Origin of the sequence: Methyloversatilis sp., assembly GCF_051861465.1 — a bacterium.
Lineage (GTDB): Bacteria > Pseudomonadota > Gammaproteobacteria > Burkholderiales > Rhodocyclaceae > Methyloversatilis.
Genome location: NZ_JBHYCQ010000008.1, coordinates 39,082 through 65,724, shown reverse-complemented (window position 1 = coordinate 65,724; position 26,643 = coordinate 39,082). Strand labels below are relative to the sequence as shown.

The 26,643-nt window shown below is 67.1% G+C and carries 22 protein-coding genes; 8 read left to right on the top strand and 14 right to left on the bottom strand.

Features of this window, described 5'->3' with window-relative positions; translation table 11 throughout:
• Positions 1-71: 71 nt before the first annotated feature.
• The 5 genes from ACTIFF_RS12785 to ACTIFF_RS12765 form a co-directional block, all read right to left on the bottom strand.
• Complete coding sequence (locus tag ACTIFF_RS12785; protein ID WP_439537170.1) at positions 72-641, bottom strand: DUF2062 domain-containing protein; 570 nt, start codon at positions 639-641, stop codon at positions 72-74.
• Positions 642-700: 59 nt separating this feature from the next.
• On the bottom strand, positions 701-2,131 hold the full coding sequence (tldD, locus tag ACTIFF_RS12780; RefSeq protein WP_306478000.1) for a metalloprotease TldD: 1,431 nt from the start codon (positions 2,129-2,131) through the stop codon (positions 701-703).
• Positions 2,132-2,235: 104 nt separating this feature from the next.
• Positions 2,236-3,006, bottom strand: coding sequence for an N-acyl amino acid synthase FeeM domain-containing protein (locus tag ACTIFF_RS12775; protein ID WP_069039704.1), 771 nt, complete (start codon positions 3,004-3,006; stop codon positions 2,236-2,238).
• A gap of 21 nt (positions 3,007-3,027) precedes the next feature.
• Positions 3,028-3,846: a carbon-nitrogen hydrolase family protein gene (locus tag ACTIFF_RS12770; RefSeq protein WP_439537169.1), complete on the bottom strand. Its 819-nt coding sequence runs from the start codon at positions 3,844-3,846 to the stop codon at positions 3,028-3,030.
• 85 nt (positions 3,847-3,931) lie between these two features.
• A complete protein-coding gene (locus tag ACTIFF_RS12765; protein ID WP_439537168.1) occupies positions 3,932-7,888 on the bottom strand; it encodes a YhdP family protein in 3,957 nt (1,318 codons plus the stop codon).
• Between the two features lie 193 nt (positions 7,889-8,081).
• Here ACTIFF_RS12765 and glnE point away from each other — a divergent pair, with 193 nt between their 5' ends.
• From glnE to ACTIFF_RS12750, 3 genes are all read left to right on the top strand, one after another.
• Positions 8,082-10,817 (top strand): bifunctional [glutamate--ammonia ligase]-adenylyl-L-tyrosine phosphorylase/[glutamate--ammonia-ligase] adenylyltransferase, encoded by a 2,736-nt coding sequence (gene glnE, locus ACTIFF_RS12760; RefSeq protein WP_439537167.1) that lies wholly within the window; start codon positions 8,082-8,084, stop codon positions 10,815-10,817.
• Positions 10,818-10,853: 36 nt separating this feature from the next.
• Positions 10,854-11,222 carry a hypothetical protein gene (locus tag ACTIFF_RS12755; RefSeq protein ID WP_439537166.1) on the top strand — a complete coding sequence of 123 codons (369 nt, stop codon included), beginning with the start codon at positions 10,854-10,856 and terminating at the stop codon, positions 11,220-11,222.
• 97 nt (positions 11,223-11,319) lie between these two features.
• Positions 11,320-12,294: a sulfite exporter TauE/SafE family protein gene (locus ACTIFF_RS12750; protein ID WP_439537165.1), complete on the top strand. Its 975-nt coding sequence runs from the start codon at positions 11,320-11,322 to the stop codon at positions 12,292-12,294.
• A gap of 138 nt (positions 12,295-12,432) precedes the next feature.
• Here ACTIFF_RS12750 and ACTIFF_RS12745 read toward each other — a convergent pair whose 3' ends face one another.
• Positions 12,433-13,131, bottom strand: a complete 699-nt coding sequence (locus tag ACTIFF_RS12745; RefSeq protein WP_439537164.1) for a VIT1/CCC1 transporter family protein — start codon at positions 13,129-13,131, stop codon at positions 12,433-12,435.
• Positions 13,132-13,201: 70 nt separating this feature from the next.
• Between ACTIFF_RS12745 and trhO the strand changes: the two genes are divergently transcribed.
• Entirely contained in the window at positions 13,202-13,918 is a 717-nt protein-coding gene (trhO, locus tag ACTIFF_RS12740; protein WP_439537163.1) for an oxygen-dependent tRNA uridine(34) hydroxylase TrhO, read from the top strand.
• A 31-nt stretch (positions 13,919-13,949) separates the two neighbouring features.
• On the opposite strand, the gene ACTIFF_RS12735 is transcribed toward trhO, so the two are convergent.
• Positions 13,950-14,879: a DUF808 domain-containing protein gene (locus ACTIFF_RS12735; protein ID WP_439537162.1), complete on the bottom strand. Its 930-nt coding sequence runs from the start codon at positions 14,877-14,879 to the stop codon at positions 13,950-13,952.
• A gap of 227 nt (positions 14,880-15,106) precedes the next feature.
• Here ACTIFF_RS12735 and ACTIFF_RS12730 point away from each other — a divergent pair, with 227 nt between their 5' ends.
• Both ACTIFF_RS12730 and ACTIFF_RS12725 read left to right on the top strand, forming a co-directional pair.
• Positions 15,107-15,256, top strand: coding sequence for a hypothetical protein (locus ACTIFF_RS12730; protein WP_439537161.1), 150 nt, complete (start codon positions 15,107-15,109; stop codon positions 15,254-15,256).
• Positions 15,257-15,279: 23 nt separating this feature from the next.
• On the top strand, positions 15,280-15,819 hold the full coding sequence (locus ACTIFF_RS12725) for a glycine zipper 2TM domain-containing protein (RefSeq protein WP_439537160.1): 540 nt from the start codon (positions 15,280-15,282) through the stop codon (positions 15,817-15,819).
• A gap of 38 nt (positions 15,820-15,857) precedes the next feature.
• On the opposite strand, the gene ACTIFF_RS12720 is transcribed toward ACTIFF_RS12725, so the two are convergent.
• Together ACTIFF_RS12720 and ACTIFF_RS12715 are read right to left on the bottom strand one after the other, a co-directional pair.
• Positions 15,858-16,487, bottom strand: coding sequence for a trimeric intracellular cation channel family protein (locus tag ACTIFF_RS12720; RefSeq protein ID WP_439537159.1), 630 nt, complete (start codon positions 16,485-16,487; stop codon positions 15,858-15,860).
• Between the two features lie 112 nt (positions 16,488-16,599).
• A complete protein-coding gene (locus ACTIFF_RS12715) occupies positions 16,600-17,022 on the bottom strand; it encodes a CBS domain-containing protein (RefSeq protein WP_439537158.1) in 423 nt (140 codons plus the stop codon).
• Positions 17,023-17,167: 145 nt separating this feature from the next.
• Here ACTIFF_RS12715 and ACTIFF_RS12710 point away from each other — a divergent pair, with 145 nt between their 5' ends.
• A complete protein-coding gene (locus ACTIFF_RS12710) occupies positions 17,168-18,085 on the top strand; it encodes a DMT family transporter (RefSeq protein WP_439537157.1) in 918 nt (305 codons plus the stop codon).
• A 32-nt stretch (positions 18,086-18,117) separates the two neighbouring features.
• Here ACTIFF_RS12710 and ssb read toward each other — a convergent pair whose 3' ends face one another.
• Positions 18,118-18,645, bottom strand: a complete 528-nt coding sequence (gene ssb, locus ACTIFF_RS12705) for a single-stranded DNA-binding protein (RefSeq protein ID WP_439537156.1) — start codon at positions 18,643-18,645, stop codon at positions 18,118-18,120.
• Between the two features lie 122 nt (positions 18,646-18,767).
• Positions 18,768-20,117: an MFS transporter gene (locus ACTIFF_RS12700; protein WP_439537155.1), complete on the bottom strand. Its 1,350-nt coding sequence runs from the start codon at positions 20,115-20,117 to the stop codon at positions 18,768-18,770.
• Positions 20,118-20,369: 252 nt separating this feature from the next.
• Here ACTIFF_RS12700 and uvrA point away from each other — a divergent pair, with 252 nt between their 5' ends.
• Positions 20,370-23,231: an excinuclease ABC subunit UvrA gene (gene uvrA / locus ACTIFF_RS12695; protein ID WP_439537306.1), complete on the top strand. Its 2,862-nt coding sequence runs from the start codon at positions 20,370-20,372 to the stop codon at positions 23,229-23,231.
• Positions 23,232-23,520: 289 nt separating this feature from the next.
• Here the strand turns inward: uvrA and ACTIFF_RS12690 are convergent, their stop codons facing one another.
• From ACTIFF_RS12690 to ACTIFF_RS12680, 3 genes are read right to left on the bottom strand one after another with little or no spacing between them, the layout of a single operon-like run.
• Positions 23,521-24,168: a response regulator gene (locus ACTIFF_RS12690; protein WP_257080117.1), complete on the bottom strand. Its 648-nt coding sequence runs from the start codon at positions 24,166-24,168 to the stop codon at positions 23,521-23,523.
• The gene (locus ACTIFF_RS12685; protein ID WP_439537154.1) at positions 24,165-25,664 is read right to left on the bottom strand and encodes a histidine kinase; all 1,500 of its coding nucleotides are present in this window, start codon (positions 25,662-25,664) and stop codon (positions 24,165-24,167) included. Before ACTIFF_RS12685 ends, ACTIFF_RS12690 begins: the two co-directional genes overlap by 4 nt.
• A 55-nt stretch (positions 25,665-25,719) precedes the next feature.
• Positions 25,720-26,538, bottom strand: coding sequence for an IclR family transcriptional regulator (locus ACTIFF_RS12680; protein WP_439537153.1), 819 nt, complete (start codon positions 26,536-26,538; stop codon positions 25,720-25,722).
• Between the last annotated feature and the right edge of the window lie 105 nt (positions 26,539-26,643).

The window sequence follows — 26,643 nt, the reverse complement described above, 5'->3', positions numbered from 1 at the left end:
CGGGAGCCGGTAAAAAGTTCGAGATTCTAACCCGGCGCGCGCGTTCGTTCGATGACGGCGCGCCGCCGGGGTCAGCGCGGGCTGTCGTGCTTCGAGTGGGGCTCGGAATGGGCCTCGGAATGCGGTTTCGAATCGCGCCACAGCAGATGGACCGCAAGATAGCCGACGATCGCTCCGGTGCACGCCATGATGAACAGCCCGGTAACCAGCGGCATGCCGGCCGCACCGAGCCAGATCCAGAACCCTTCCAGCCAGCCGGTCGCCAGTTCGCCGATCTTTTCGGCCGACTGTTCGATGTTCTGCACCTCGCGGTCGGAACCCGGCCGGTCGAGCACGAAACTGCCCAGTTCGTAGGCCGCCCAGTAGATCGGCGGGAACGTGAATGGATTGGTGATCAGCGTACACCCTGCGCTGATGGCCACGTTTGCCCGCATCGCGAATGCCGTCGCGATTGCGAACAGGAATTGCGCGAACGGAATCATCAAGCCGAAGAACAGGCCGATCGACACGGCCTTGGCGACACTTTGCCGGTCGGCGTGCCACAGCCGGTCGTCGGACAGGTAGCGGGCAAACGGCGCCAGCCAGCGTATCGCGAGCAATTGTTCGCGGGTGGGCATCCAGCGGGCGAGAAAGGGAGGCATGGGGTAGGCGCCGCAATCCGGGGGATGCGGCGGCAATCAGTCAGTGATCGGGCTGTCGCTCAGGCGGTGCCGCCCACGGTCAGTCCATCGATGCGCAAAGTGGGCTGGCCGACACCGACGGGAACACTCTGGCCTTCCTTGCCGCAGGTGCCGACACCGCTGTCCAGCGCCATGTCGTTGCCGATCATCGACACGCGGGTCAGTGCGTCCGGGCCGTTGCCGATCAGCGTTGCTCCCTTGATCGGGTAGGTCACCTTGCCATTTTCGATCATGTACACCTCCGCCCCCGAAAACACGAACTTGCCGCTGGTGATATCGACCTGGCCACCGCCGAAATTGACGGCGTAGAGACCTTTTTTCACCGAGCGGATGATTTCTTCCGGCTCGCGGTCACCATTGAGCATGTAAGTGTTGGTCATGCGTGGCATCGGCAGATGCGCAAAGCTTTCGCGCCGGCCGTTGCCGGTGGGCGCCACGCCCATCAGGCGCGCGTTCAGGCTGTCCTGCATGTAGCCGACCAGAATGCCGTCCTCGATCAGGGTCGTGCAGCGGGTCGGATTGCCTTCGTCGTCTATCGTCAGCGAACCGCGGCGATCCGGCAGCGTACCGTCGTCAACCACGGTTACACCGCGCGACGCCACCTGCTGACCGATGCGCCCGGCGAAGGCGGAACTGCCCTTGCGGTTGAAATCGCCCTCCAGACCATGGCCGATCGCTTCGTGCAGCAGGATGCCCGGCCAGCCCGGGCCGAGCACCACGCTCATCGTGCCGGCCGGCGCCGGACGTGCGTCGAGATTCACCCGTGCCTGATGGACCGCACGCGCCGCGTAGTCGCGCAGCACCGCGTCGGTGAAATAGCCGTAGTCGAAACGACCGCCGCCGCCGCTGGAGCCCTGCTCCCGGCGCGTGCCATCCTGCATGATGACGGTGACCGACACGCGCACCAGCGGTCGCACATCAGCGGCCATGTGACCATCGTTGCGCATCACCAGTACAGTTTCGTGCGTGCCCGCGATGTGCGCCATCACCTGCGTGACGCGGCTGTCTTCCGCACGGGCATAGCTTTCGAGCCGCTCAAGCAGTTGCACCTTCGCGGTGTCGCTGAGCGAGGCGTGCGGGTTGGCGGCCGAATACAGCGGCCGTGGCAGCTTCGACTTGCTGGTCAGCGTGCGCGCACTCAGGCTCTGGCCCTGCGATGCGATCGCGCGCGTCGCACGTGCTGCGGCTTCCAGCGCCGGCGCGCTGATTTCGTCCGAGTAGGCGAACGCAGTCTTTTCGCCCTGGATCGCGCGCACGCCCACGCCCTGCTCGATATTGAAGCTGCCCGACTTGACGATGCCCTCTTCCAGGCTCCAGGCCTCGCTGCACTGGTGCTGGAAATACAGGTCGGCATAGTCGATGCGGTGCGAGGCGAGCAGGCCGAACACCCGGTCGAGGTCATGACGCGCCAGATCGAAGGGCGCAAGCAGCGTCGATCGCGCGGTATCCATCATGTCGAGGCCGGGTACGGCTGCCTGGATGCCGGTCGTGCGGGTGGAACCTGTCATGGGTCAGTGCATCCTCTGTCAATTTGGGGGGCTGGACCGTGTCGAACCTAGCGTCCCAGCCTGTCCGCGATGGCATCTTCTTCCTGTCGCGGGAAAAAATACTTGTACATCGATTTCTCTTCCTTCAGATCGCGCCAGCGCCCGCCCAGTTCATCGACCCGGCTGCGATACATTTCGCGCGTCAGCCTGAGCAGCACCGCAGGTGCGCCGACACGGCTGCACATGCGTTCCTCGGCGGCCGGCACGAAGGACAGATATTTCTCGTAGAACACGCGGTGGCGCGGGTTCACCTCGATCAGCACGTCGTCGCAGTGCTGCAGGCGGAACGCGTAGATGCACATCAGGTGGAACAAGGTGCCCATCAGGCGTTTCGACTTGACCGACTGTTCCACCGCAAACTTGCCGAATTCGCACACGCGACGCCCGTCTCCGCGCAGCGCCGCCATCACGTCGGGGTAGGTCTCGTCGGCCGACAGTCCCGTGTCGGAATCGAGATTGACGGTAATCGTTCCATAGATGTGGCCATCGAACTCGGCCACAAGGGTGATGCGGTTCGGTACCTCGTCGATCTGCTTCTTCGTGTGATAGCCGCGCCACGAATACATCTTCTCGATCAGCAGGCTGGTGCCTTCGCGTTTCTCGTTGTCGCTGCTCAGCAGACGCACCCGGAACTTGTCTTTCTGTTGCGCCATTTCGCGCGTGCCGGCAATGTCTTCCTGCTCGATGCACATGGAACGCAGCCGGTCGACGTCCATGACCGTGACTTCAGCCAGCGTGTGCGGAAACTGCGAATGTGGGCGGGTGGGTTGATCAGCCATGATGACCTCAGCAACAAATGTTCAGCATGAAAGGCGTCGGTGTCCCAGAGCTGGAAGATTCTGCCGGATTTCAACGAGATAGTCCTCGTTCAGATCGCCAAGTACCACGCCCGGTCCACGCGCAAGACGATTCAGCACCTGACCCCACGGGTCGATCAGCATCGAATCGCCGAAGGTACGCCGCCCCGACGGGTGCACGCCCCCCTGCGCCGACGCCAGCACATAACACTGGTTTTCGACCGCGCGCGCGCGCAGCAGCAGCTCCCAGTGTGCGCGACCGGTCGTTTCGGTGAAGGCCGCACCCAGCACCAGCAGCTTCATGGTGCCGAGCGCGCGGAAAAACTCCGGGAACCGCAGGTCGTAACAGATCGACAGCCCGACCCGCCCGAACGGCGCCTCGAAGGCGACCGGCGTGCTGCCCGCCTCTATCGTGCGCGCCTCGTCGTAGTTTTCCGCGCCGCGGTTGAAGGCAAACAGGTGGATCTTGTCGTAGCGTGCCACCTGGAGGCCATCCGGGCCGTAGGCAAGGCAGGTATTGCGCACCTTGTCGGGACGATCGGCCACCAGCGGCACCGAACCGCCGACCAGCCAGACGCCGTGCCGCCGCGCCGCCTCCGCCATGAAGTGCTGGATCGGGCCGTCGCCCTCGTTTTCGCGGATCGCCACCTTGTCGGCTTCGTCACCTGAAATCAGCGCGAAATACTCGGGCAACGCCACCAGCTTCGCACCCTGGCGGGCTGCTTCGGCGATCCAGTGCCCGGCTTCGTCGAGGTTTTCGGCGACGTTCGGGCCGGACACCATCTGCACGGCAGCAACGCGGGTCAGGGCAGAAGTATTCATGGCGAGCCTTTCAGTTTGATGATGCGCCGCCGCGGCGCGATTCGGCAACCGGCACCTCCGACAAGCGGATCGCGATCCGTGCGCATCAATTTTCGGCCTGCTTGCCCGCGGGCGGCGGCACCGCGAGCTTGGCCACGACCGGATCGTCCCAGGAACCGGTCACACCGTACTGGAAGGCGAAAATCTGGCCGAGCGGATCGCGCAGCACCTTCTGGGCGAGGTAGGTGGCTACGCCGACCGCCGGATTGGCGATCAGCACGCCGACCGATACGCTGTCGCTGAGCGCCGGCTGCACGCGCACGACCAGATTCTGCGTTTCGGCCGCGATGTCGGCACTGCCGCTGATGCGCACGCGCGCCGCCGGGCCGGCCAGTTCGAAGTCGTCGGTTTTCATGATGCCACGCTCGACCGCGACATTGCCTTCGATCAGGTCGAACGCGAAACCTTCGCTGAACACGTCCCGGAAATCCAGCGTGATGCGGCGCGGCAGCGCCTGCAGGCTGAGGATGCCGAGCAGGCGCCCGGCACCGGGGTTGATCTTGCTGAACTGCCCCTTGCTGACCGACAGCTTGAAGGCACCGGACAGCGACGGGTAGTCGATCGACAGCGGATTGCCGTTCCAGCGCAGGCTGCCCTGCATGTCGGCGGTGCCCCGACGCAACGCATCGGCGTGACCGAGCCGGTCGAGCAGCTTGCCGGCGTCGTCCGCCCTGATCGAGAAATCGAGCCGCGTCTCGCGCACGCCGCCGGGCGCACCGAGCGGCTTGCCCCAGGCGCCGCTGGCATCGAAACTGCCCTCCGGCAGTTCGAGTGCCAGACGGTCGATCAGCCAGGCGCGCCGCTCGTTGCTGGCCTGCAGCGCCAGCTTGCCCAGCATCTTGCCGTCGAGCACGAAGCGCGCGGCTTCGATATCCAGCGCAGGCAGATCTTCGAGCACGTCGGCCGCGTCCGCCTCCGCATCGGGCAACGCCTGCACGCCCGGCTCGCCCGCCGTATTGATCAGCAACTGGTCGAAACGCGCCTGCAGGCGGCCTTTGCCCTGACCGGACCAGTTGATGCGGCCGCGCGCCTGCGTACTCGCCAGATCGATGTCCCAGGCGTCGCCCTGACGCTGCGCGTCGGCCTTGACCACATCGAGCCAGTGGTCCATCAGGCGCACATGCTTCGCGTCCAGCCGCACCCGGGCAAGCGGCAGGTCGTCGCCGCCGCTGTCCGCCGCACCGACCGTTCCTTCGGCGGCCGGCCGCGGCGCGAACGCGCGGCGCAAGGCGTCGAGGTCAAGCGTGTCGGCACGCAGCGACAGCGCAAGCCCGCGCTCCGGCATCGCCGGCTGTTGCGGCAGCCCGATCGCGCCCCGGTCGATCACCCAGCCGGTCGGCGTCGCGCGCCGCACGATGTCGGCGCTGGCCAGTTCGCCGAGCGTGATGTGCAGCAATTCGCGGTCCGGACCGATGGCGGGCAGGCCGCGCCGGGCGGATTCGCGCGGGTCGAGCGTGCCGATGCGTTCGATGCGCAGCGCCATCGGCTCGCCGGCCGCCTTGCCCAATGGCGCCGGCAGCGTCGAGGTCAGTTGGGCGAGATCGGCATCCAGCGTGATGTCCATGCCGTTGCGGCGCACGCCCAGGCGGGCCTGCCAGGCGGCCGTGCCGGCGAGCGCCGCCAGCCACGGCTGGCCCAGCTGGGTGCGCAGCGCGTCCATCGATGCGCGTCCGCTGGCGGTCACGTTCACCACGCCGCCGCCCGCCGAAGCGACGTCGAGCGTCATCGGAAAGCCGAGGGCCGTCGCCTGTGCGCCGCGCACGGTGAGCGCGCTTTCGGTGAATGCGATCTTGCCGGCCGCATCGGTCAGCGGCGGCACTCCGTCATCGATGAGCAGCCGGTTGCCGGAGAAGGTGAAATCGCCTTCGATCTTCGCGTCCTGCGAGTGGCGCAGCGGTATGGCCAGCGACACATTGAGGCGTCCATTGCCCTCGGCGCGGATGCCGCGGGTGAATCCGTCGATGCGCCCAGCCACCGGACTGATGTCGATGTAGCGCAGGAATTCCGATGTGACGCCGCTGGCTGAGCCGCGCACCAGCAGCATTTCCTCGGCTGCTTCGAGGTCGGGGATCTCGGCCGTCGTGGTGCCCAGTTTCGTGTTCAGGATGCGGCCGTCGCGCGACGTGATCAGCATGCGCTTGCCTTCGAACAGCACGTCGGCGTCGAGGCCGGTGATGGCCGGCCAGGTGCCGCCGAAGGCGACGGTCACATCTTCGGCCTTCACCTTCACCAGGAAGACGCCGGGTTGCCCGCGATCGAACGGGAAATCGTCGAGCTTGCCGCGCAGCTTCAGCGTCGCGTCGGGCGAACCGCCCGCCACCAGCGCATCGCGCAGCCAGTCGCGCGTGTCCGCACCGATGGTCAGCGGCAGGTAGCGCCAGATGGCACGCGCGTCGCTGCGCTGGAGGCGCCCGTCCAGATCGAGCTCGCCGGCGGTATTGGCCAGCGTGCGGTAGCGGCCGGTGAATTCGCCTTCGGTATCCGCGTTCTGGAACACCACGGATTCGAGCGCGACAGTGGTTTCGCCGTCGCTGCGCGACCAGCCGGCACGCAGCTTGAAGCGGGCGAAGGTGATCTGCGGCTCGGCGAACACCGTCGGCAGGTCGAAGGTCAATCCGGGCGCGTCGACCACCACGCTGCCGCGCGCATCGCTGCCTTCGAGCTTGCCGCTCAGACCGGCCACGCCGGGCACGTCGCCACGCGCATTGAAGCCGATGCGGTCGAGCCCGGCGCTGACGCGAAAGCCGAGCGGCGCCGACAGCTCACCGCTCCAACCGGCATCGAGGTCGGTCAGACGGCCGTGCGGCGCATGATCGCGCAAGCGCTCGCGCAGCGTGTCGGGCAGCGGCATGAAGTCGGACAGCCGGGTCAGCGCGGCGAGGTCGAGCACGCTGGCCGACACCTCGCCCTGCCCGGCACGGCCGTCGGCGGCAGCCTGCCATTTCAGGTCGATGCTGGTGGGCCGCACGCGCACGCCGTCGCGCGTCAGCAATTGCAGCTGGCGCGCATTGGCGGTGACCCGCGTGCGGCTCAGATGCTCGGCACTGATGCGGCCGGACAGGCTCACCAGATCGAGCTGCGGCAGATCGGGCAGCAGGCGCAGCTTCACGTCCGACAGCGCCAGTTCGCCGGTGACCGCATTCAGCGTGGCGCCGTCGAAATTCGCCCAGGCGCGCACGGCACCGCGCCCCTGGGGCAGATCGACCGGGTAGTCGACCCAGCGCTGCCAGATGGCGAGATCGGCGTTGTCCAGCGACACGTACAGTTCGCCCGACGCGCCGGCTGGCAGGGCGATATCGGGCAGTTCCACGTCGCCACGCAGCTCCAGCTGCCGGGCCAGTTCCGCCGGCGGCGTGGCAAGCAGTCCGAAGCGGTGCCGGTCGCCCGCATTGTCCAGTCGCAGATTGACCTGGGTCAGCGTCAGCGGCGGCGCACCCGCGCGGGTTTCGTCATGCCATTCGAGCCGTGCATCGCGGATGTTGATCTGCCCCTGCGCCAGCAGCCACGGCAGAAAACCACCCCGTGTGCCGTCCTGCCGCAGCGCAAGCCCGGCGACATGCAGCACGCCTGCCGTGTCGCGCCGGATCTGGAGCTCCGGGCTGTTGATGTCGAGCCGATGCAGATGCATGCGCCCGCGCACCAGCGACGAAAACCCGAGCGCGGCATCGACCTGTTCCAGCCGCAGCGCCGGCTGACCGGCTTCGTCGAGCAGGGTGACGCCACGCAGCGCAAGATGCGGGTGCAGACCGCTCCAGTCGGCACGGATGCTGTCGATGCGCACCTCCCGGGCCAGCGCCTCGCCCAGTACGGCTTCGATCTGCGTACGGTAGGCATCCACCTGCGGCAGCAGCAGATGACGCGCGCCGAGCACGACCAGGGCCACGACAATCCAGGCGACCAGCAGCACGTCGACTGCGCGGCCGGACAGTCGCCCCCAGGACGGCCGCGCCGGGTGTGGGTCTGCGGACCGGTGGGTGACGTCGGCGGAGGAGGAATCGGACAAGATCAGGGCCTGCAGTCAAAAGGAGGATGACTGCGTTTGTGGGACGATGCGGGAGTTTACCCGCAACGTCGCACCCGGCGCGTTTTGTAGGGAGTCCTTACAACAGGCGCGTAAGGCGCCGGGCGGGCCGATGCACCGGGCCCGGCGCGTGCGCCGACCCCGGCCTTATCATGACCGACCGCAGAGACAACACATGGACGCACCCACCGCCATTGCCCACGCCCGACGGCACAGTCGCTACCTCGATCGCCTGCTCGATGCCCGACCGGCGCTGATCGACGCGCTGACCGACACCCTGCAGGCGCATGCCAGTGCGGCTGTGCTCGAAGACTGGCTGGCGCAGACGCCGTTCGAGCCGGCCGACGAAGCCGGCATCAAGCACGCGCTGCGTCACCTGCGTGCCCGCACGATGGCCCATCTGATCGTGCGCGATCTGGCGGGCCTGGCCGACCTCGACGAAGTGACCGAGGGCATGACGCTGCTGGCCGAACTGACGGTGCGCGTGGCGGCCGATCAGGCGCGCATCCCGCTCGTTGCGCGTTTCGGTGAGCCGCGCGGCGAAACGGAAGACGGCAGCCCCGGCACCGTGCAGCCCTTCATCTGCATCGGCATGGGTAAACTGGGCGGGCGCGAGTTGAACGTCAGTTCCGACGTCGATTTCATCTTCGTCTATCCGGAAAGCGGTGAGACCGATGCCGACACGCCCAACGGGCTCGGCAAGCACATCGACAATTTCGATTTCTTCACGCGGCTGAGCCGCAAGGTGATCGAACTGCTGTCCGAAGTGACCGCCGACGGCTTCGTGTTCCGGGTCGACATGCGGCTGCGCCAGAATGGCGACAGCGGCCCGCTGGCGGTCAGTTTCGACATGCTCGAAAACTACTTCTTCACCCAGGGCCGCGAGTGGGAACGCTATGCCTGGATCAAGGCGCGCGCGCTGACCGGCAGCCGGCACGACGAACTGGAGTCGCTGCGCAAGCCGTTCGTGTTCCGCAAATACCTCGATTTCGGCGCGATCAACGCGATGCGCGACCTGCACGCGCAGATCCGCCGCGAAGTGGCGCGGCGCGACATGGCCGACAACGTGAAACTCGGCCCGGGCGGCATCCGCGAGATCGAATTCATCGCCCAGGTGTTCCAGTTGATCCGCGGCGGCCGCGAAAGCGCGCTGCAGATCCGTCCGACCCAGAAAGTGCTCGACCGGCTGGCGATGCGCGGCGTGATGACCGAAGAGGCGGTGGACGAACTGCACGCCGCCTACGTGTTCCTGCGCCGGCTGGAACACCGGCTGCAGTACCTCGACGACGCGCAGACGCACAAGCTGCCGGCCGACGCCGCCGACCAGGCACTGATCGCCAGCGCGATGGGGTTCGACGACTACGCGGGCCTGCTGGCCGAACTCGATATGCACCGCGGCCGGGTCAGCCGGCATTTCGACGCCGTGTTCGGCGCCCAGGAATCGGACACCTCCGCGCCGCGTGCGCTTTGGCAGGACGCCGATCAGGGCGACGACTGCCGCAGTGCGCTGGCCACGCTGGGTTTCAGCGAGCCGGACGAACTGTCGAACCGGCTGGCGGCGTTCAAGTCAGGCAGCCGCTACCGCCAGCTGCCCGACACATCGCGCAGCCGGGTGGACGCGCTGGTGCCCAAACTGCTCGAAGCATGCCGCGAAACACCGCACCCCACGGCCACCGCGCTGCGCGGACTCGATCTGCTCGAAGCGATCAGCCGACGCGCCGCCTACCTTGCCCTGCTGGCCGAGTTTCCGCAGGCACTCGGCCAGGTGGCGCGCCTGATCGGCGCATCGAGCTGGGCCGCCGGCTATCTGGTGCGCCACCCCATCCTGCTCGACGAACTGCTGGATGCCCGGCTGCTGACCGCCGAACCGGAGTGGCCGGGCTTCGAAGCCGCGTTGCGCGTGCAGCTCGAGGAACTGGGCGACGACACCGAGCGCCAGATGGACACCATGCGCGATGCGCATCACGCCCAGGTATTCCGGTTGCTGGCGCGCGACCTGGCGGGCGAGCTGTCGGTCGAACGGCTGTCCGACCACCTGTCTGCGCTGGCCGACGTGATGCTGCGCGTCACACTTGATCTGTGCTGGCGCAAGCTCGCGCGACGCCATCGCGACACTCCGCGCTTCGCGGTCATCAGCTACGGCAAGCTGGGCGGCAAGGAGCTGGGTTACGCGTCCGATCTGGACGTGATCTTCCTGTTCGACGACGATCACGAATCGGCCCCCGAAATCTACGCCCGTCTGGCGCAACGCCTGCTGACCTGGCTGTCCAGCCACACCAGTGCCGGCATGCTGTTCGAAACCGACACCCGTCTGCGACCGAATGGTGAATCCGGCCTACTGGTCAGTTCGGTCGAAGCCTTCCGCGACTACCAGCAGAAATCCGCCTGGGTGTGGGAGCACCAGGCACTGACCCGCGCCCGCTTCTCGGCCGGGGACGTGCAGGTCGGCGAGCAGTTCGAAGCCATCCGCAACGAGGTGCTGACGCGCGTGCGCGACCTCGCGACGCTGCGTGGCGAGGTGTTGGACATGCGGCGCAAGATGCGCGAAGGCCACGCCAACAAGTCCGATCTGTTCGACATCAAGCACGATCCGGGCGGCCTGATCGACCTCGAATTCGCGGTGCAGTACCTCGTGCTGGCCTACGCGTCGCGTTACCCCGAACTGACCGGAAACCTCGGCAACATCGCGCTGCTGCGCATCGCTTCGCAGGTCGGCCTGCTGCCGGCGCTGGACGCGGTCGCCGCCGGCAACGCCTACCGCCGCCTGCGGCATCTGCAGCATGGCCTGCGCCTGAATGACGCGCCGAAGGCGCGCGTCGACCCGGCACAGGTGGTCGTCGAGCGGGCAGCCATCACTGCGGTCTGGACGCGGCTGTTTCCGGATGCCGCGAACTTGCCCCCCCCGCCCTGACTCAAACGATCATGAAACGATGCCGGAGCACCCGCCATGCCCATTAGCCGCTGGATACTTTTCGCCCTGCTTGCCGTGACGCTGGGTGGCTGCGCGACCTCCCCGCCGCGCCCGCCGGCACCGACCACCGACGAGATCGTGCAGATGTCGAAGGACGGACTGACGCCAGCCGAAATCATCCAGCGCATCGACGAAAGCGGCGGCCTGTATGCGCTGAAGGCATCGGAACTGGCCAATCTGCGCGAACAGGGTGTGTCCGACGAGGTGATCGACCACATGCAGCTCACGCTGATCGAAGCCACCCGTGCGCGCGAAGCGATGCGCGAGCGCGAACGCATGTGGATGTTCGGCTACCCCGGCTATCCAGGTTATCCGTGGGGTTACTGGCGGCGGCCGTTCTACTGAGTTCAAATACATTCCAGAACTATCTTTAGAACCAAATATCACTTTTTGAGATAAGTATTGCTGGCTAGACTGCGCCCTCCCCAAGGAGTGCCGTGCAGTGAAAATCCGCCACATCGACACCCGTCCGACCGCCGTCGGGCAAGCCCACGAAGCGCTCGGCCTGCCGCCGGTCGAACAGGTGATCGACCGCGCGCAGGCGCACCCGCTGGTCACCGTCGCCACCTGGCTGATCGGCTTCACCTTGTTCGGCCTGGCCACGGTATTGCTGGTGCGCGGCCTGCCGGTCGGCGATCCGGCCGCAGCGCTGGCCATCGTCATCGAGGTCGTCACATCGGAGGAATTCCTCACGGCCGCAGCCGTCGGCTTCGTGGCGCAGAGCATCGACGGCGCACTCGGGATGGCCTACGGCATATCCGCCACCACCTTCCTGCTCGGCACCGGGGCGTCCCCCGCGGTGGCCAGCGCCAGCGTACACATCGCTGAAATCTTCACCACCGGATTGTCCGGCCTGTCGCACCTGCGCCTGGGAAATGTCGATCGCAAGCTGATGCTGCGTCTGCTGGTGCCCGGCGTGATCGGCGGCGTGCTGGGCGCGCTTTTCGTCACCCAGCTCGACGGTGCGGCGCTCAAGCCCTGGATTTCCGGCTACCTGCTGCTGATGGGCGTCTACGTGCTGACCAAGGCCTGGCGCCATCGGCGCAAGCCGGCGCAGGAACCGAAGCATGTCGCCAAACTGGCGCTGTTCGGCGGTTTTGTCGATGCAGCGGGCGGCGGCGGCTGGGGCCCGGTGGTCACGACCAGCCTGGTCGGCGCCGGTCAGGACCCGCGACGCACCATCGGTTCGGTGAACTTCGCCGAATTCTTCATCGCCATTGCCAGTGCCGGCGCCTTCGTGCTGTTCATCGACGCGGCGCCCTGGGCCACCGTTGCCGGGCTGGTCGCCGGCGGCATGTTCGCCGCGCCCCTGGCCGCCTTCCTGTGCCGCGCCCTGCCGGCGCGCGCGCTGCTCGTGCTGGTCGGCACGCTGATCAGCGCGCTGAGTGCCTACAATCTGCTGAAGGCGCTTGGATGAGCGCAGTTGCAAGACGAGAGTTTCAGGTTGCAAGGGTGGAATCGGCGCGTTGCAACGTGAGCGCAACCATGATCGCCGCAGCAAGGAGCATCCGGGAGACGCGCACCCGGCCAACCCATGAATCACTCGAGATTCGGCTCAGACCGCAACACCGAACCAGGATCCGACCAGCGCAGTCAGTGCCATGGCCGCAGCGCCCCAGAACGTGACGCGGAGCGCACCGCGCAGCGGTGACGCGCCGCCCACGCGCGCCGCAACCGCACCGAGCAGCATCAGCGAAACCAGTGACGTGACGGTCACCACCGTGGTCAGGGTGTCTTCCGCGGCCAGCACGACGGCGAGCAGAGGAATGCCGGCGCCCGCCGCAAAGGCCAGCGCCGAGGTCAGCGCAGCCTGCAGCGGACGCGCCTGACCATCGACCGGAATCCCCAGTTCGTCTCGCGCATGCGCTTGCAGCGCGTCACGCTTCATCAGCTGTCGCGCCACTTCGTCGGCGGTCGACGGATCGAGCCCTCGACCGACGTAGATGGCGGCGAGTTCGCTCATTTCATGCACCGGATCATTCTCCTGTTCGCGCCGCTCCTGCTCGATGTCCGCCCGTTCCGTGTCCGCCTGAGAATGAACCGACACGTATTCGCCGGCCGCCATTGACATGGCACCGGCCACCAGCCCGGCCACGCCGGTCAGCAGCACGACCTGCGGTGTCGCGTGCGCGGCCGCCACGCCGGCGATCAGGCTGGCGGTCGACACCACGCCGTCGTTCGCCCCCAGAACGGCGGCGCGCAGCCAGCCGCTGCGGTGGCTGCGGTGCATTTCCTTGCGCGAGGCACGAGTCATCAAGGTTCAGCCTTCAATTTTGTGTCCAGACCACACGGTATACTTTCCGACCGTCCTGATTGAGTCACTCATGACCCGTTTCGCCAATATTGCCGCCTATCGCTTCATACGACTGGACGAGCGCGATGCGCTGCGTACGCGCATCCACGATGCCGCGCACGCTCGCGGCCTGCTGGGGACGGTGCTGCTGGCGACCGAAGGCATCAATCTCTTTCTCGCGGGCGCGGCAGACAGCCTGCGCGCCTTCCTGGCCGAACTGGCGGAAGACCCGCGGCTTGCCGGGCTTGACGCGAAATGGAGCTATTCCGACACGGTGCCTTTCAAGCGCCTGCGCGTGCGCCTGAAGAAGGAGATCGTCACCGTTGGCGCTCCGGATTTCGATCCGGCCGAGACGCCGGCGCCCTACCTGCCGCCGGCAGAACTGAAGCGCTGGTACGACGAAGGCCGCCGTTTCGTCATCATCGACACGCGCAACCGCTGGGAAGTGGAACAGGGCAGTTTCGACCAGGCACTCGACCCGGGTGTGGACAGCTTCGGCCAGTTCCCGGCGGCGCTCGAGCAGTATGCCGACCTGAAGGACACGCCCATCGTCACCTTCTGCACCGGCGGCATCCGCTGCGAAAAGGCCGCACCGCTGATGAAGAAGGCCGGCTTCACACAGGTGTATCAGCTTGAGGGCGGGATCCTGCGCTACTTCGAAGAGGTGGGCGGCGCGCACTGGCACGGCCACTGCGTCGTGTTCGACGACCGCGGCGCACTGAAACCCGATCTCAGTCCGGCGAGCTGAGCGCGCGAGCGCTGTCCGCAAGAACAGACCGTTATGCGCCCCTGGCGCCGCGCAGCTTCTTCACGCCCAGCACGACGGCCAGCGTAAGCGCGCCGGCGACGATGCCGGTCAGCGCGTCGGCAATGAAAGGCAGCAGCACGCCGGCCACCGTGCCCGCAGACTGCGCTACCGCTTCGGTCAGGCGGCCGATTGCGTCGTGCAGCGGCGCAATGCCGTGCGTCAGGATGCCACCGCCGACCAGGAACATGGCCGCCGTGCCGGCGACCGACAGGAACTTCATCAGCCACGGCGCGGCCGTCAGGATGCCGCGGCCGAAGGCGCGCAGCGGTGCAGAGCCTGAACGACTGAGGTAAAGCCCGCCGTCGTCCAGCTTCACGATACCCGCCACGAGACCGTACACGCCGACCGTCATGATGGCGGCGATGCCCGCCACCACGGCGACCTGGGTGCCGAATGGCGCATCGGCAACGGTGCCGAGCGTGATCGCGATGATTTCCGCCGACAGGATGAAGTCGGTCCGGATCGCGCCCTTGATCTTGTCCTTTTCCAGCGCGACCAGATCGATGTCCGCATCGGCCAGCGCCGCCAGGTGTTCCTTGCGCTGGGCCAGGTCCTCGTCCGGGCTGTGCAGGAACTTGTGCGCCAGCTTTTCGAAGCCTTCGTAACAGAGGAACACCCCGCCCACCATCAGCAGCGGCGTGACCGCCGCCGGCACGAAGGCGCTGATGGCCAGTGCCGCCGGCACGAGAATGAGCTTGTTGCGTGCAGAACCGACGGCCACCGCCCACACCACGGGCAGTTCACGATCGGCCTTGACGCCCGCCACCTGCTGCGCGTTCAGTGCCAGATCGTCGCCCAGCACGCCGGCGGTCTTCTTCGCGGCAATCTTGGTCAGCACGGATACGTCGTCCAGCACGCTGGCGATGTCGTCGATCAGTGCAAGAAGGCTGGCGCCAGCCATATCGATATTCCGTTGTGAAGGTTTGCCGCGCGGATCCGTTCGGCATGCGACGCGCCGCATCCTACCCGAAGACAGGTTCCACCGGCGCCCGAGCATCCTTGTAGGACGGGGCCGACAGCCGGTGCGCCGGATGCTGACTGGCCCCCCGCGGCGCCCCTCTTAAGCTCTGGTCACGGCTTCATGCCATCCAATTTTGCCACCCGATTGAATACAGACCGGAGAAATCGATGTCAGCAGCCCAACTTCTGATGTGCGCATTGATGCTGATCGCCACGGTTGCGCTGATCGTGACCGGCCCGGACGACGGGCCCGTCGAGCAGGCCGCCGCAGCGGCCAGCGAAAGCCTGTTGTCGCTGACCCGGGTCCTGAATCACTGAACCTGACCACGAGACCGACCATCATGAAACAGAACACCAGAAAAATCGCCGGCACCGCCGGCCTGATCAGTTGTTGCTTCATGCTCGCCGCGTGCGATCCGCAATCCACCTTCCCGATCGGCCCGCAATCAGGCGCCGCGGAGTCGGAGAAGCAGGAGCGAGCGGCCACGGACACCCGGAAGTCGGCTGAACCCCGAACGGCCGCCGCAACGCCGGCACCGGCCGTACGCGCCGATCTGGGTGAAGTGATCGCAGTGGAGCCCATCGTGGCCGAAGGTGAAGCCAGCGGTGTCGGGGCAGCCGTGGGCGGTGTGGTGGGCGGCCTGCTCGGCAACCAGATCGGCAGCGGCAGCGGCCGCAAGGTCGCCACGGCCGTCGGCGCAGTCGGTGGTGCGGTCGCCGGCCACACGATCGAAAAGAACCGCAACGAACATGTATCTGGCTACCGCATCAGCGTGCGCATGGATACCGGCGAGCAGCGCAGCTTCACCGAAAGCGCCGATACCGCTGTGCGCGCCGGAGACCGGGTGCGCGTGGTCGACGGCAACCTGCAGCGCACCTGACGTCCGCATCAATCGTCAGTTCGCAGGCGCCGCGGAGATCAGTCGTCACGCCAGCCCGGGACCGACCAGCCGGTCAGCACCGCCAGCAGGCGCAGACCGGCGATCAGCACCACTGCGACACCGAGCGACACCAGCGGCGTGACCGCGAGCGCATTCATGCCCAGGTAGGCCCAGGCGCCGACGAAGGCGCACAGCGCATACGGCCGATGGTCGCGGAACACGTAAGGTACTTCGTTGCAGATCACGTCCCGCATGACGCCGCCGAAGACGCCGGTGATGACGCCCATCATCGCCGACACGAACACCGGCATGCCCGCCTCGTAAGCCAGGCCGACGCCGGTCACGGTGAACAGCCCCAATCCGAGCGCGTCCGGAATCACGATGGCGCGTTCGGTGAAATGGTGATGGCGCGCGCGCAGCCAGGGCACGGCCGCCAGCGACAGCAGGAAGATCAGCCACACATGGGCCTGGTGTTCGACCCAGAAGAAGGGGCGGCGGTCGAGCAGCACGTCGCGCACCGTCCCGCCGCCGAACGCCGTGATGAAGGCCACCGCGAACACCCCGACCACGTCCATCCGACGGCGCGCCGCTTCGATGAAACCGGACAGGGCAAACGCAAGGGTGGCCGCGAATTCGATCGCGGCGATCAGGAGCTGGAATCTGGGCATCGCGCGATTCTAGGGTCTGTAGACGTTGAATAGCGGGCCGCGCGCGCCGCCCTCTCCACGCTCAGGGTGCGGGCGGGTCGGGAAGCTCCCGGATCGCCCGCGCCGCCCGCAGTCAGCAGATACGTTCCCACAGGCTGGTTTCGTCGCCCAGACGCTCGAATTCCACGCCGTTGAAGTCGCCGCGCGACACCACGCCGAGAATGCGCCCGTCCTCGACCACCGGCAGATGACGGTAGCCGCCGTCACTCATCGCGCGCAACGCGTCGAGCGAGGTTTCGCCCGGACCGATGGTGCGCGGATCCGGCGTCATCGCGACCGCCAGCCGGGTGTCCGGGCCATCGTGCGCCTCGGCCAGGATGCGCACTGCATCCCGGCCGGTGAAGATTCCGGCCAGCGCCCCCTGGTCATCGACGACCAGCACGGCGCCGACGCGGCGTTCCCACATGCCGCGGCAGGCGTCGCCGACCGTCTGTACGGTGGTCAGCAGCAACGGGTCCTGATCCTTGATGACAAGTTCGATGCAACGTTTCTTCATGTCTGCTCCCGCTTGAATCGGAGCCCACGCTCCATGATCCAACCATAGTCCTGATTGCGATCCGCATCTTGAGCCTGATCAGCTTCCGGCCCTGCCGGGTGCCGGCTCGGCTAAGCTCTCGTCCGCCCGTCCCCTCCGATACACCATGAGTGCCACTGAAGTCTCCCCGTCAGCCCGCCTGGGCGGCTATCTCGCCGCCGCCGGCACCGTCGCCATCTGGACCGGCTTCATCCTCGTGTCACGCATGGGTGGAAAAAGTGCGCTGACGCCCTACGACACGCTGGCGCTGCGTCTGGGCACGGCCGCCTTGATCCTGCTGCCTTTCGCCGGCAGCCTGCCGCGCGGCGCCTGGCGCGACGCCAGGCTGTGGGCGCTGGCCATGATGGGCGGGCTGCTGTACGGCGTGCTCGCCTTCGCGGCGTTCAAGTTCGCCCCGGCCGCCCATGGCGCCATCCTGCTGCCCGGCATGCAGCCCTTCCTGATCGCCGCCGTCGCCTGGGCAATCAGCGGCGCACGGCCCGGCGGTGCCAGCGTCGCCGGGCTGGTATTCATCGCCATGGGCATCGCCTGCGTGGCGCGACACGAACTGGTCGGCCACGGCAGCTGGACACCCGAACTGCTGATCGGCGACGCACTGCTGCTCGGCAGTTCGCTCGCCTGGGCCATCTACTCGGTGCTGGCCAGGAAATGGGCCTACGACCCGTGGACGCTGACCCGCTTCGTCGCACTGGCGTCCGCGCTCGTGTTCCTGCCGGTCTATCTGCTGTGGTTGCCGAAAGCGCTCGACGCCGTACCGCCGTCGATGCTCGCGCTGCAGGGCCTTTACCAGGGCGTGGCCGTCACGATCGTCGCCATGGTGCTGTTCCTGAAGGCGGTGGCGGTACTGGGGGCACAGCGCACCGGCGCACTGGTGGCACTGGTGCCTGTGCTGGCCGGCGTGATGGCCGCGCCGCTGCTGGGCGAGGCGCTGTCCGGCTGGCTGATCGCCGGCCTGCTGTTCGTGTCGGCCGGCGCCTTCGTGGCGGTCAGACCCGGGCGCAGAAAGACAAACGGCGCGCCCTGAGGCGCGCCGTCGCGGGCGTCAGACGCGCCGGATCAGAACGGGATATCGTCGTCCATGCCGCCGAAGCCGCCCGAACTGCTGGCCGGGGCGGACTGCGGAGCGGGCTTCTGCGGCGCGCGCGCAGCGGGCGCCTGGCGCGGCGACTGATCGAAATCGTCGCTCCCGCCGCTGCCGCCCGCACCGCCGCTGTAGCCTTCGTTGCCGGCACCACCGCCGCCCATGCCCTGGCGGCTGCCCAGCATCTGCATCTGGTCGGCGCGGATTTCGGTCGTGTAGCGGTCGTTGCCGTCCTTGTCCTGCCACTTGCGGGTGCGCAGGCTGCCTTCGACATACACCGCCGAACCCTTGCGCAGGTACTGGCCGGCGATTTCGGCCAGCCGGCCGAAGAAGGCAACGCGGTGCCACTCGGTCATTTCCTTCTTTTCGCCGGTCGCCTTGTCCTTCCAGCTGTCAGTCGTCGCGACGGTGATGTTGCAGATCGCGTCGCCATTCGGCGCGTAGCGGGTTTCCGGGTCCTTCCCGAGATTGCCGACCAGAATGACCTTGTTCACTGAAGCCATGATTTCTCTCCCGGAGTGTCTTTGAACGTGCGCCTCGACGAGGCCCACGGACTGCATGATCAAAACGGCGCTGCGCGCCGCATCTTGCTACGCGTCGGGCAGATTACGCCCTTTGCATAATTTCAGGTACCGGCGACCGGCTGGTCGAGCAGCCTGCGCACGACGTCTTCGTCCCACAGTTCCAGATTGACCTTCAGGAAAGCCATGCGACGCTCGGCCTCGATGCGCACCTCGCGCAGGCCGGGCAGGTCGTTGATCTGGTCGCGCAGGCGGTCCAGATCGACATGGTCGCCGATCGCATACTCGCGCAGCGCGACCACCGGCGGCGGCTTCATGCTGCGCGCCCACAGCAGCCACACGACTGCGAGCGCGGTGCAGAACAGATAGACGCCATCTTCGCCGAAGCGCAGCGCAATGGCACCGCCGACCGCGCTGCCGGTGGCCGCGCCGAAGGACTGCGCGGTGTTGAATACGCCCAGCGCCGCACCCTTGGCGTCCGGCGGCGCGATGCGCGACACCAGCGACGGCAGCGTGGCTTCGAGCAGGTTGAACGCCACGAAAAACACGAACAGGCCGCCGATCAGCACCCAGGCGAGGTCGAGATGCAGCAGGAACATCACCTGCGACACGATCAACGTGACGATGGACGCAAGGAAAACGGTCTTCACGCGCGACTTGCGTTCGGCCCAGATGATGGCCGGAATCATGCAGATGAAGCTGGCGATCACGATCGGGAAGTACAGGGTCCAGTGTTCGGCAACCGGCAGGTCCATCACCTGCACGAGGGCGAGCGGCACCATCAGGAACATGGCCATCTGCACCATGTGCACGACGAACATGCCGAAATTGAGGCGCATCAGCTGGCGGTCGCCCAGGACGCGCGCGAACGGCGCCGGCTTCACGACCGGCGCGTGTTCCGGGTCCGGCACGACGAACAGCAGCAGCGGTATGCCGGCCAGCGCCAGGCCGCCGATCAGCAGGAAGATGCCTTCCATGCCGATCCAGCCGTACAGCGCAGGCGCCAGCACCAGCGAGCCCGCAAACACCAGGCCGATCGACGTTCCGATGACCGCCATGATCTTGGTGCGATGCTCGTCGCGCACCAGATCGGCCACCAGCGCGGTCGCCGCGGCCGAAATGGCACCGCTGCCCTGCAGGATGCGGGCGGCGATCATCCAGTTGATGTCGGGTGCCCACGCGGCCATCGCGCTGCCGGCGGCGTACAGCAGCAGGCCGATCACGATGATGCGCTTGCGGCCGAAGCGGTCCGAGGCGGCGCCGAGCGGAATCTGCATCACGCCCTGCGCCAGACCGAACATGCCGAACGCCAGGCCGACCCAGAAAATGTTGTCGCCGCCCGGCAGCGTGCGTGCGAACACCGCGAACACGGGCAGCACGAGGAACAGCCCCAGCATGCGCAGGGAAATGATGAAGGCCAGCGCAGCCCCCGCGCGCAGTTCCGTGCGGGTCATGCGGTCTTTTGTCGGGGGAGTCATGTGAGGCAGGAAAACGGTCAGCCGGGATTCTAGCAAGCCGGCAAGGTCTGATGCGCCCGACCCGACTCTTTTCTGCGCACGCGACGCCCGCGCACGGACAACCCGTTCACGTGACGCCCCTTGCCCCTTGCCCCTTGAATCCTGAATCTTGAATCTGGATAGCTGCCCTCCTCGCCTTTCCCGGCAAAATGGGTTCTCATAGCCGGTTGCATGAAACCGGGCGGGCTGATGGACTGGATACGCATTCGTGGGGCGCGCACCCACAATCTGAAGAACATCAATATAGACATCCCGCGCGACCGGTTGACCGTGATCACCGGGCTGTCGGGCTCCGGCAAGAGCTCGCTGGCGTTCGACACGCTGTACGCCGAGGGCCAGCGCCGCTACGTGGAGTCGCTGTCCGCCTACGCGCGGCAATTCCTGCAGCTGATGGAAAAGCCGGATGTGGACCTGATCGAAGGGCTGTCGCCGGCGATTTCGATCGAACAGAAGGCGACCAGTCACAATCCGCGCTCCACCGTGGGCACGGTGACCGAAATACACGACTACCTGCGCCTGCTGTTCGCACGGGTCGGCACGCCCCACTGCCCCGAGCATGGCGCACCGCTGGCCGCGCAGAGCGTGTCGCAGATGGTCGATGCGGTGCTCGCGATGCCGGAAGAGAGCAAGGTGGCCATCCTTGCGCCGGTGGTGAGCGAGCGCAAGGGCGAACAGGTCGAGCTGATTTCCGAGCTGCGTTCGCGCGGCTTCGTGCGGGTGCGGCTCGACGGCAGGATGATGGACATCGACGCGCTGCCCAAGCTCGACAAGAACATCAAGCACACGATAGACGTCGTCGTCGACCGGCTGAAGGTGCGCCCCGACATGCGCCAGCGCCTCGCCGAATCGATCGAAACCGCGCTGCAGCAGGCCGAAGGCCGCGCCATCGCGCTGGACATGGACAGCGACGCCGAACAGCTGTTTTCGGCCCGGTTCGCCTGCCCGGTGTGCGGCCACAGCGTGTCTGAACTCGAGCCGCGCTTCTTCTCGTTCAACAATCCGGCCGGCGCCTGCACCAGTTGCGACGGTCTGGGCATGGTCACCTTCTTCGACCCGGCGCGCATCGTCGCCCATCCGCACCTGTCGCTCGCCTCCGGCGCCATCCGCGGCTGGGACCGGCGCAACCAGTTCTACTTCCAGCTGCTGTCCAGTCTGGCCGGTTTCTACAAGTTCGACATCGACACCCCGTTCGACGAACTGGACGCGGTGCTGCAGGCCATCGTGCTCGACGGTTCGGGCAAGGTCCGCATTCCGTTCCGCTACCTGTCGGAATCGGGCCGCGCGACGATACGCGAGCACGTATTCGAAGGCGTGGTGCCGAATCTGGAACGGCGCTACCGCGAAACCGATTCGGTCGCCGTGCGCGAAGAGCTGGGCAAGTACCGCAACACCAAGGTGTGCCCGGACTGCAAGGGCACGCGGCTGCGCAGCGACGCGCGCCATGTGAAGGTGGCCGATCACACGCTGCCGGAACTGGCCGGGCTGCCGCTGCGCGCCTGCAAGGCCATTTTCGACGGCATGGAACTGGATGGCGCGCGCGCTGCGATCGCCGCCCGCATCATGCGCGAGGTGGCCGCCCGGCTCGGCTTCCTGATCGACGTCGGACTGGACTACCTGAGCCTCGATCGCTCGGCCGAATCGCTGTCCGGCGGCGAGGCGCAGCGCATCCGGCTGGCCAGCCAGATCGGTTCCGGCCTGACCGGCGTCATGTACGTGCTCGACGAGCCGTCGATCGGCCTGCACCAGCGCGACAACGCGCGCCTGCTCGGCACGCTGTCGCGGCTGCGCGACCTCGGCAACACGGTCGTCGTGGTGGAACACGATCAGGAAGCGATCGAAATGGCCGACCACGTGGTCGACATGGGCCCCGGCGCCGGCCAGCACGGGGGCGAGGTGATCGCCCAGGGCACGCCGGCCGACATCGAAGCCTGTGAAGCCAGCCTGACCGGTGCCTATCTGTCGGGCCGCAAGCAGATCGCGGTGCCGCAAACCCGCACGCCGGCGAAGGACGACTGGTTGCACATCCGCGGTGCACGTGGCAACAACCTGCACGGCACCGACGCGGCGATCCCGGTCGGGCTGCTGACCTGCGTGACCGGCGTGTCCGGCTCCGGCAAGTCCACCTTGATCAACGACACGCTGTACGCCGCAGCCGCCCACCATCTGTATGGTTCGGCCGCGCTGCCGGCTGCGCACGATGCGATTGAAGGGCTGGACCTGTTCGACAAGGTGATCAATGTCGACCAGTCGCCGATCGGCCGCACGCCGCGCTCCAATCCGGCCACCTACACCGGTCTGCTGACGCCGATCCGCGAACTGTTCGCCGGCGTGCCGGAAGCGCGTTCGCGCGGCTACGGCCCGGGCCGCTTTTCATTCAACGTGAAGGGCGGCCGCTGCGAAGCCTGCCAGGGCGACGGTCTGGTGCGCGTCGAAATGCACTTCCTGCCCGACGTGTTCGTGCCGTGCGACGTGTGCAACGGGCGCCGCTACAACCGCGAGACGCTGGACATCCGCTACAAGGGCAAGACCATCCACGACGTGCTGTCGATGAAGGTGACCGAAGCGCGCGACTTCTTCGATGCCGTGCCGACGGTGGCACGCAAGCTGGAAACGCTGTGCGAGGTCGGGCTGGGCTACATCGGCCTCGGCCAGAGTGCGACCACGCTGTCCGGCGGCGAGGCGCAGCGCGTGAAACTGGCGCTGGAACTGTCCAAGCGCGACACCGGCCGCACGCTGTACATCCTCGACGAGCCGACCACGGGCCTGCATTTCCACGACGTGGACATGCTGCTCGGCGTGCTCGGCCGCCTGCGCGACGCCGGCAACACCATCGTCGTCATCGAGCACAACCTCGACGTGATCAAGACCGCCGACTGGATCATCGATCTCGGCCCGGAAGGCGGTGCCGGCGGCGGACGCATCGTCGCCACCGGCACGCCCGAACAGGTCGCCGCCGAGCCGGTGTCGCACACCGGACGGTATCTGGCGCCGCTGCTCGACAAGGACGCGCGGCGCCAGCCACATCCGGCCGGCGCCGGAACCGGACGCTGACGCTGACGCCCGAATCCGCGTCGCCGCGGCGTCCGGTCCGGCGACAGAGCCGGTCACCGCCGCAGCGGCTTCCAACAAAGTGCCGGGTGGCGTCAGTCGATGCGTCGGGCAGGTGAGCGCGGCGTGTTGGGCATCGCTGCGCTCACCCAACCTGCAGAGCCGGATGATGCGTAGGTTGAGGTGAGCGCAGCGATGCCCAATGATCGAGCTTCGACCGTGATCGTGATCCGAGCCAACAAGTCCGGTCCGGCTTTGCTGCGGAAAGCTTCTGGCCGCGTCCTGGCCTTACTCAGTCGATCAGCTTGAGCTGCCGCGCCGCGTGCATCAGTTCGATGTCGGTCGACACGCCCAGCTTGGACTTGATCTGGTAATGGATGTTGAACACCGTCTTCACGCTGATGTGCAGCGTGTCGGCGATGTCCTCGCGCGATTTCGCGGCGACCAGCATGCGCAGGATTTCGAATTCGCGTGCGCTCAGCGCAGCCAGCGGGTTCTTCGCGCCGCTGCCGGCGCGGCGCAGCGCCGCCAGTTCCGCCTGAACGTCGGGACTCAGCGTCTGCCGGCGGTGATACACCGCGCAGATCGCCTCGACCAGCAGGTCCGGCGGCGAACTCTTGGTGACGTAGCCGAGCGCACCCGATTCGAGCGCCTTTTCGACGAAGGTGGCGTCGCGGTGCATGGTGAAGATGAGCACGCGCGCATCGCGGTCGCGCTGCAGGATGTGCTGCAGCGTCTGGATGCCGCTGGCGCCCGGCAGCGTGATGTCCATCACCACCACGTCCGGCGCCAGTTCGACGTAAAGCCTGTAAGCCTCTTCGCCTGAGCCGGCTTCGGCCGCGATGGTCAGCGGCGGATGCCGCTCGATCAGTCGCCGGTAGCCTTCGCGCACCACCGCGTGGTCGTCGACCAGCAGCACGCTGACCGGTGTGTCCGTCATGGTGCGATTCCCCCATCGGTCAGTTGCCACGGCACGACGATGTCGACCGCCAGCCCCTGCGGTTCGCGCGCCGACCACTGCACGCGACCACCGAGCGCGATCACCCTTTCCTTCACGCCGATCAGGCCGAAGCCGCCGGATGCGCCATGCGGCGCCGGCAGGTCGGGTCCGCGCACGACGCCGTCGTCGCTGACGCGCAGCCGGATGTCGTCGCTCGCCGCACGTCGTTCCAGTTGCACGTCGACGGCCGTCGCGTCGGAATGCTTGGCCGCATTGGTCAGACATTCCTGCACGATGCGGTAGAGATTGATCGCGATGTCATCCGGCACGTCCGCGAAATCGCCGCTCACGTCGAGCCGGTAACTGCAGCGGCCGCGTGCCTGGGCGTCCCACATGCGCACCAGCCTGTCGAGGCCGGCGATCAGCCCGTACTCGTCCAGTCCGACCGGCCGCAGGTCGCGCAGGATGCCGTGCAGCGACTCCATCATGCTGCCGACCGTGCGCAATACCGTCTGTCCGCTGGCGCGCAGCGCAGTCGGCTCGGGTTGCGGCCGCGCGGCTTCGTCCACGACACAGGCCGCCTCGGCGCTGATCGACGCCAGGCTCTGCCCGAACTCGTCGTGCAGTTCGCGCGCCAGCCGCCGGCGCTCGCCTTCCTGCACGGTGAGCAGCCTCTGCGCCAGCTGCTGCTGTTCCTGCGTCTTCTGTTTCAGATTGCCGGCCATCGCGTTGAACACGGACCCGATGCGGTCGAACTCGTTCAGTTCGAAGGCGGGCAGCCGCGCATCCAGATCGCCGCGTTCGAGCTTGCCCAGACCATCGAGCACTGCCCCGGCCGGGCGCAGCGCGCGGCTGATGCTGACGTAGATCAGCACATTGAACGCGAGCAGCGCGAGCGCTGCCCACATCAGCAGTCGCGTGATCTCGTTCCAGACGGCCGCGCTTTCGCGGTCGGCGTCGACGCGGATGAGCACTTCGCCCATCTTCAGGCCGGGTGCGCGCCCGACGTCGAGACCGACGCCGTAGGGCTGGTACCAGAGCACGCGCCGCCCGACCTTGACACCGGGCGATTCGCCGCCGTCGGCGGCCGATTCGGCGCCGCGATCGATGCGCCGGTTCAGCATGTAGCGGATCAACTCGCTGAACCAGACCGGTGCCTGCGTCGCGTCGCGTGGCGGCGGGGCTTCCTGCTGGCAACTGTTGGCCGACAGCAGGCCGTCGAGGTCGAAGTACTGCACGCACAGCCGTGTCACTTCGGAAAACTCGGCAAAGCGCGCGAGGTCAGGCTTGCCGATATTCAGTTCAAGCCCGCTCAACTGGCGCGACATCTGGTCGGAAATGAGCCGCGACACCAGGTCGGCATTGCGCACCGCCTCGGCCTGCAGCCGCGTCGTGGTGCGCCAGATCAGGCCGGCCGACGCCAGCGCGCCGATCGCCACGGCGAGCAGCGTGATGCGCAGCATCAGCGTGAGTTTCAGATTGGTGCCGCGCTTCATCACCGGAGTTTAGCCGCACCGACAGCGGGCATCTTGCCCGCGCGGCGACCGACCTTCAGTCGGCAATGCCCCCGCGCAACACGAAAAGCCGTTGCGCGATGCGCGCCGCCACCGCTTCGAGCCGCGCGCGGCAGGCAGCGCGGCCGGCATCGTCCAGCCAGGCGCTGATGAAGGTGGTGCCGATGCCGGCCACCGGGTAGCCGCCGGCATCGCAGATCGGCACGCCCATGCCGCTGGTGCTGCGATCCAGCACCATGCCGTCGAACGCACTGTAGCCATGCGCCAGCGCGAATTCGATCGCCGCCCGGTGGCGCGTTTCGTCGTAGCGTTCGACCCGGTGAAAGCGCGACAGGTTGATGCGCACCACCTCCCACACCTCCGCTTCCGGCAGGCGAGACATCATGGCGATACAGCTTTGCGTGACGCCGAACGCGGTGCGCAGACCGACGTCGCCGCGCCCGACCTGTACCTGCGACCGTGTGTCGTAGCGGCCGATGCACACGCTGTCCAGCCCGCTGCGGATGTTCAGGAACACCACCTGGTCCAGTTCTTCGGCCAGCGCGCTCAGTTCGGTCGCCGCCGCACGTTCGACCGGCTGGCGGCTGATCGCCGAATAGCCCAGCGCGGCCAGATCGCGTCCGAGGTTGAAGCGCAGCGTGACCGGATCGCGCTCGACCCAGCCCATGTCGATCAGCATGTCGAGCACGCGGTGGATGGTCGGCCGCGGCAGCCCGGTGCGTGCGACCAGTTCGGTCAGCAGGCTGCCGCGGCGGGAGCCGCGCGCAATCGTCGTCACCAGCAGGCGTGCGCGGTGCAGGCTGCCTGCCGGCACTTCGTCCGCGTCGCTGCGCGGCGCAGAAGTTCGCGCGTTCATCCGGTCGCCCGCCTCCTGTTCGTCGGTTCGCAAAGACAATGTCCGATATGCGGACACCTATGTTCCGCTCGCCGCTTGCGGCATGCAAATGCGAACACTAGCATC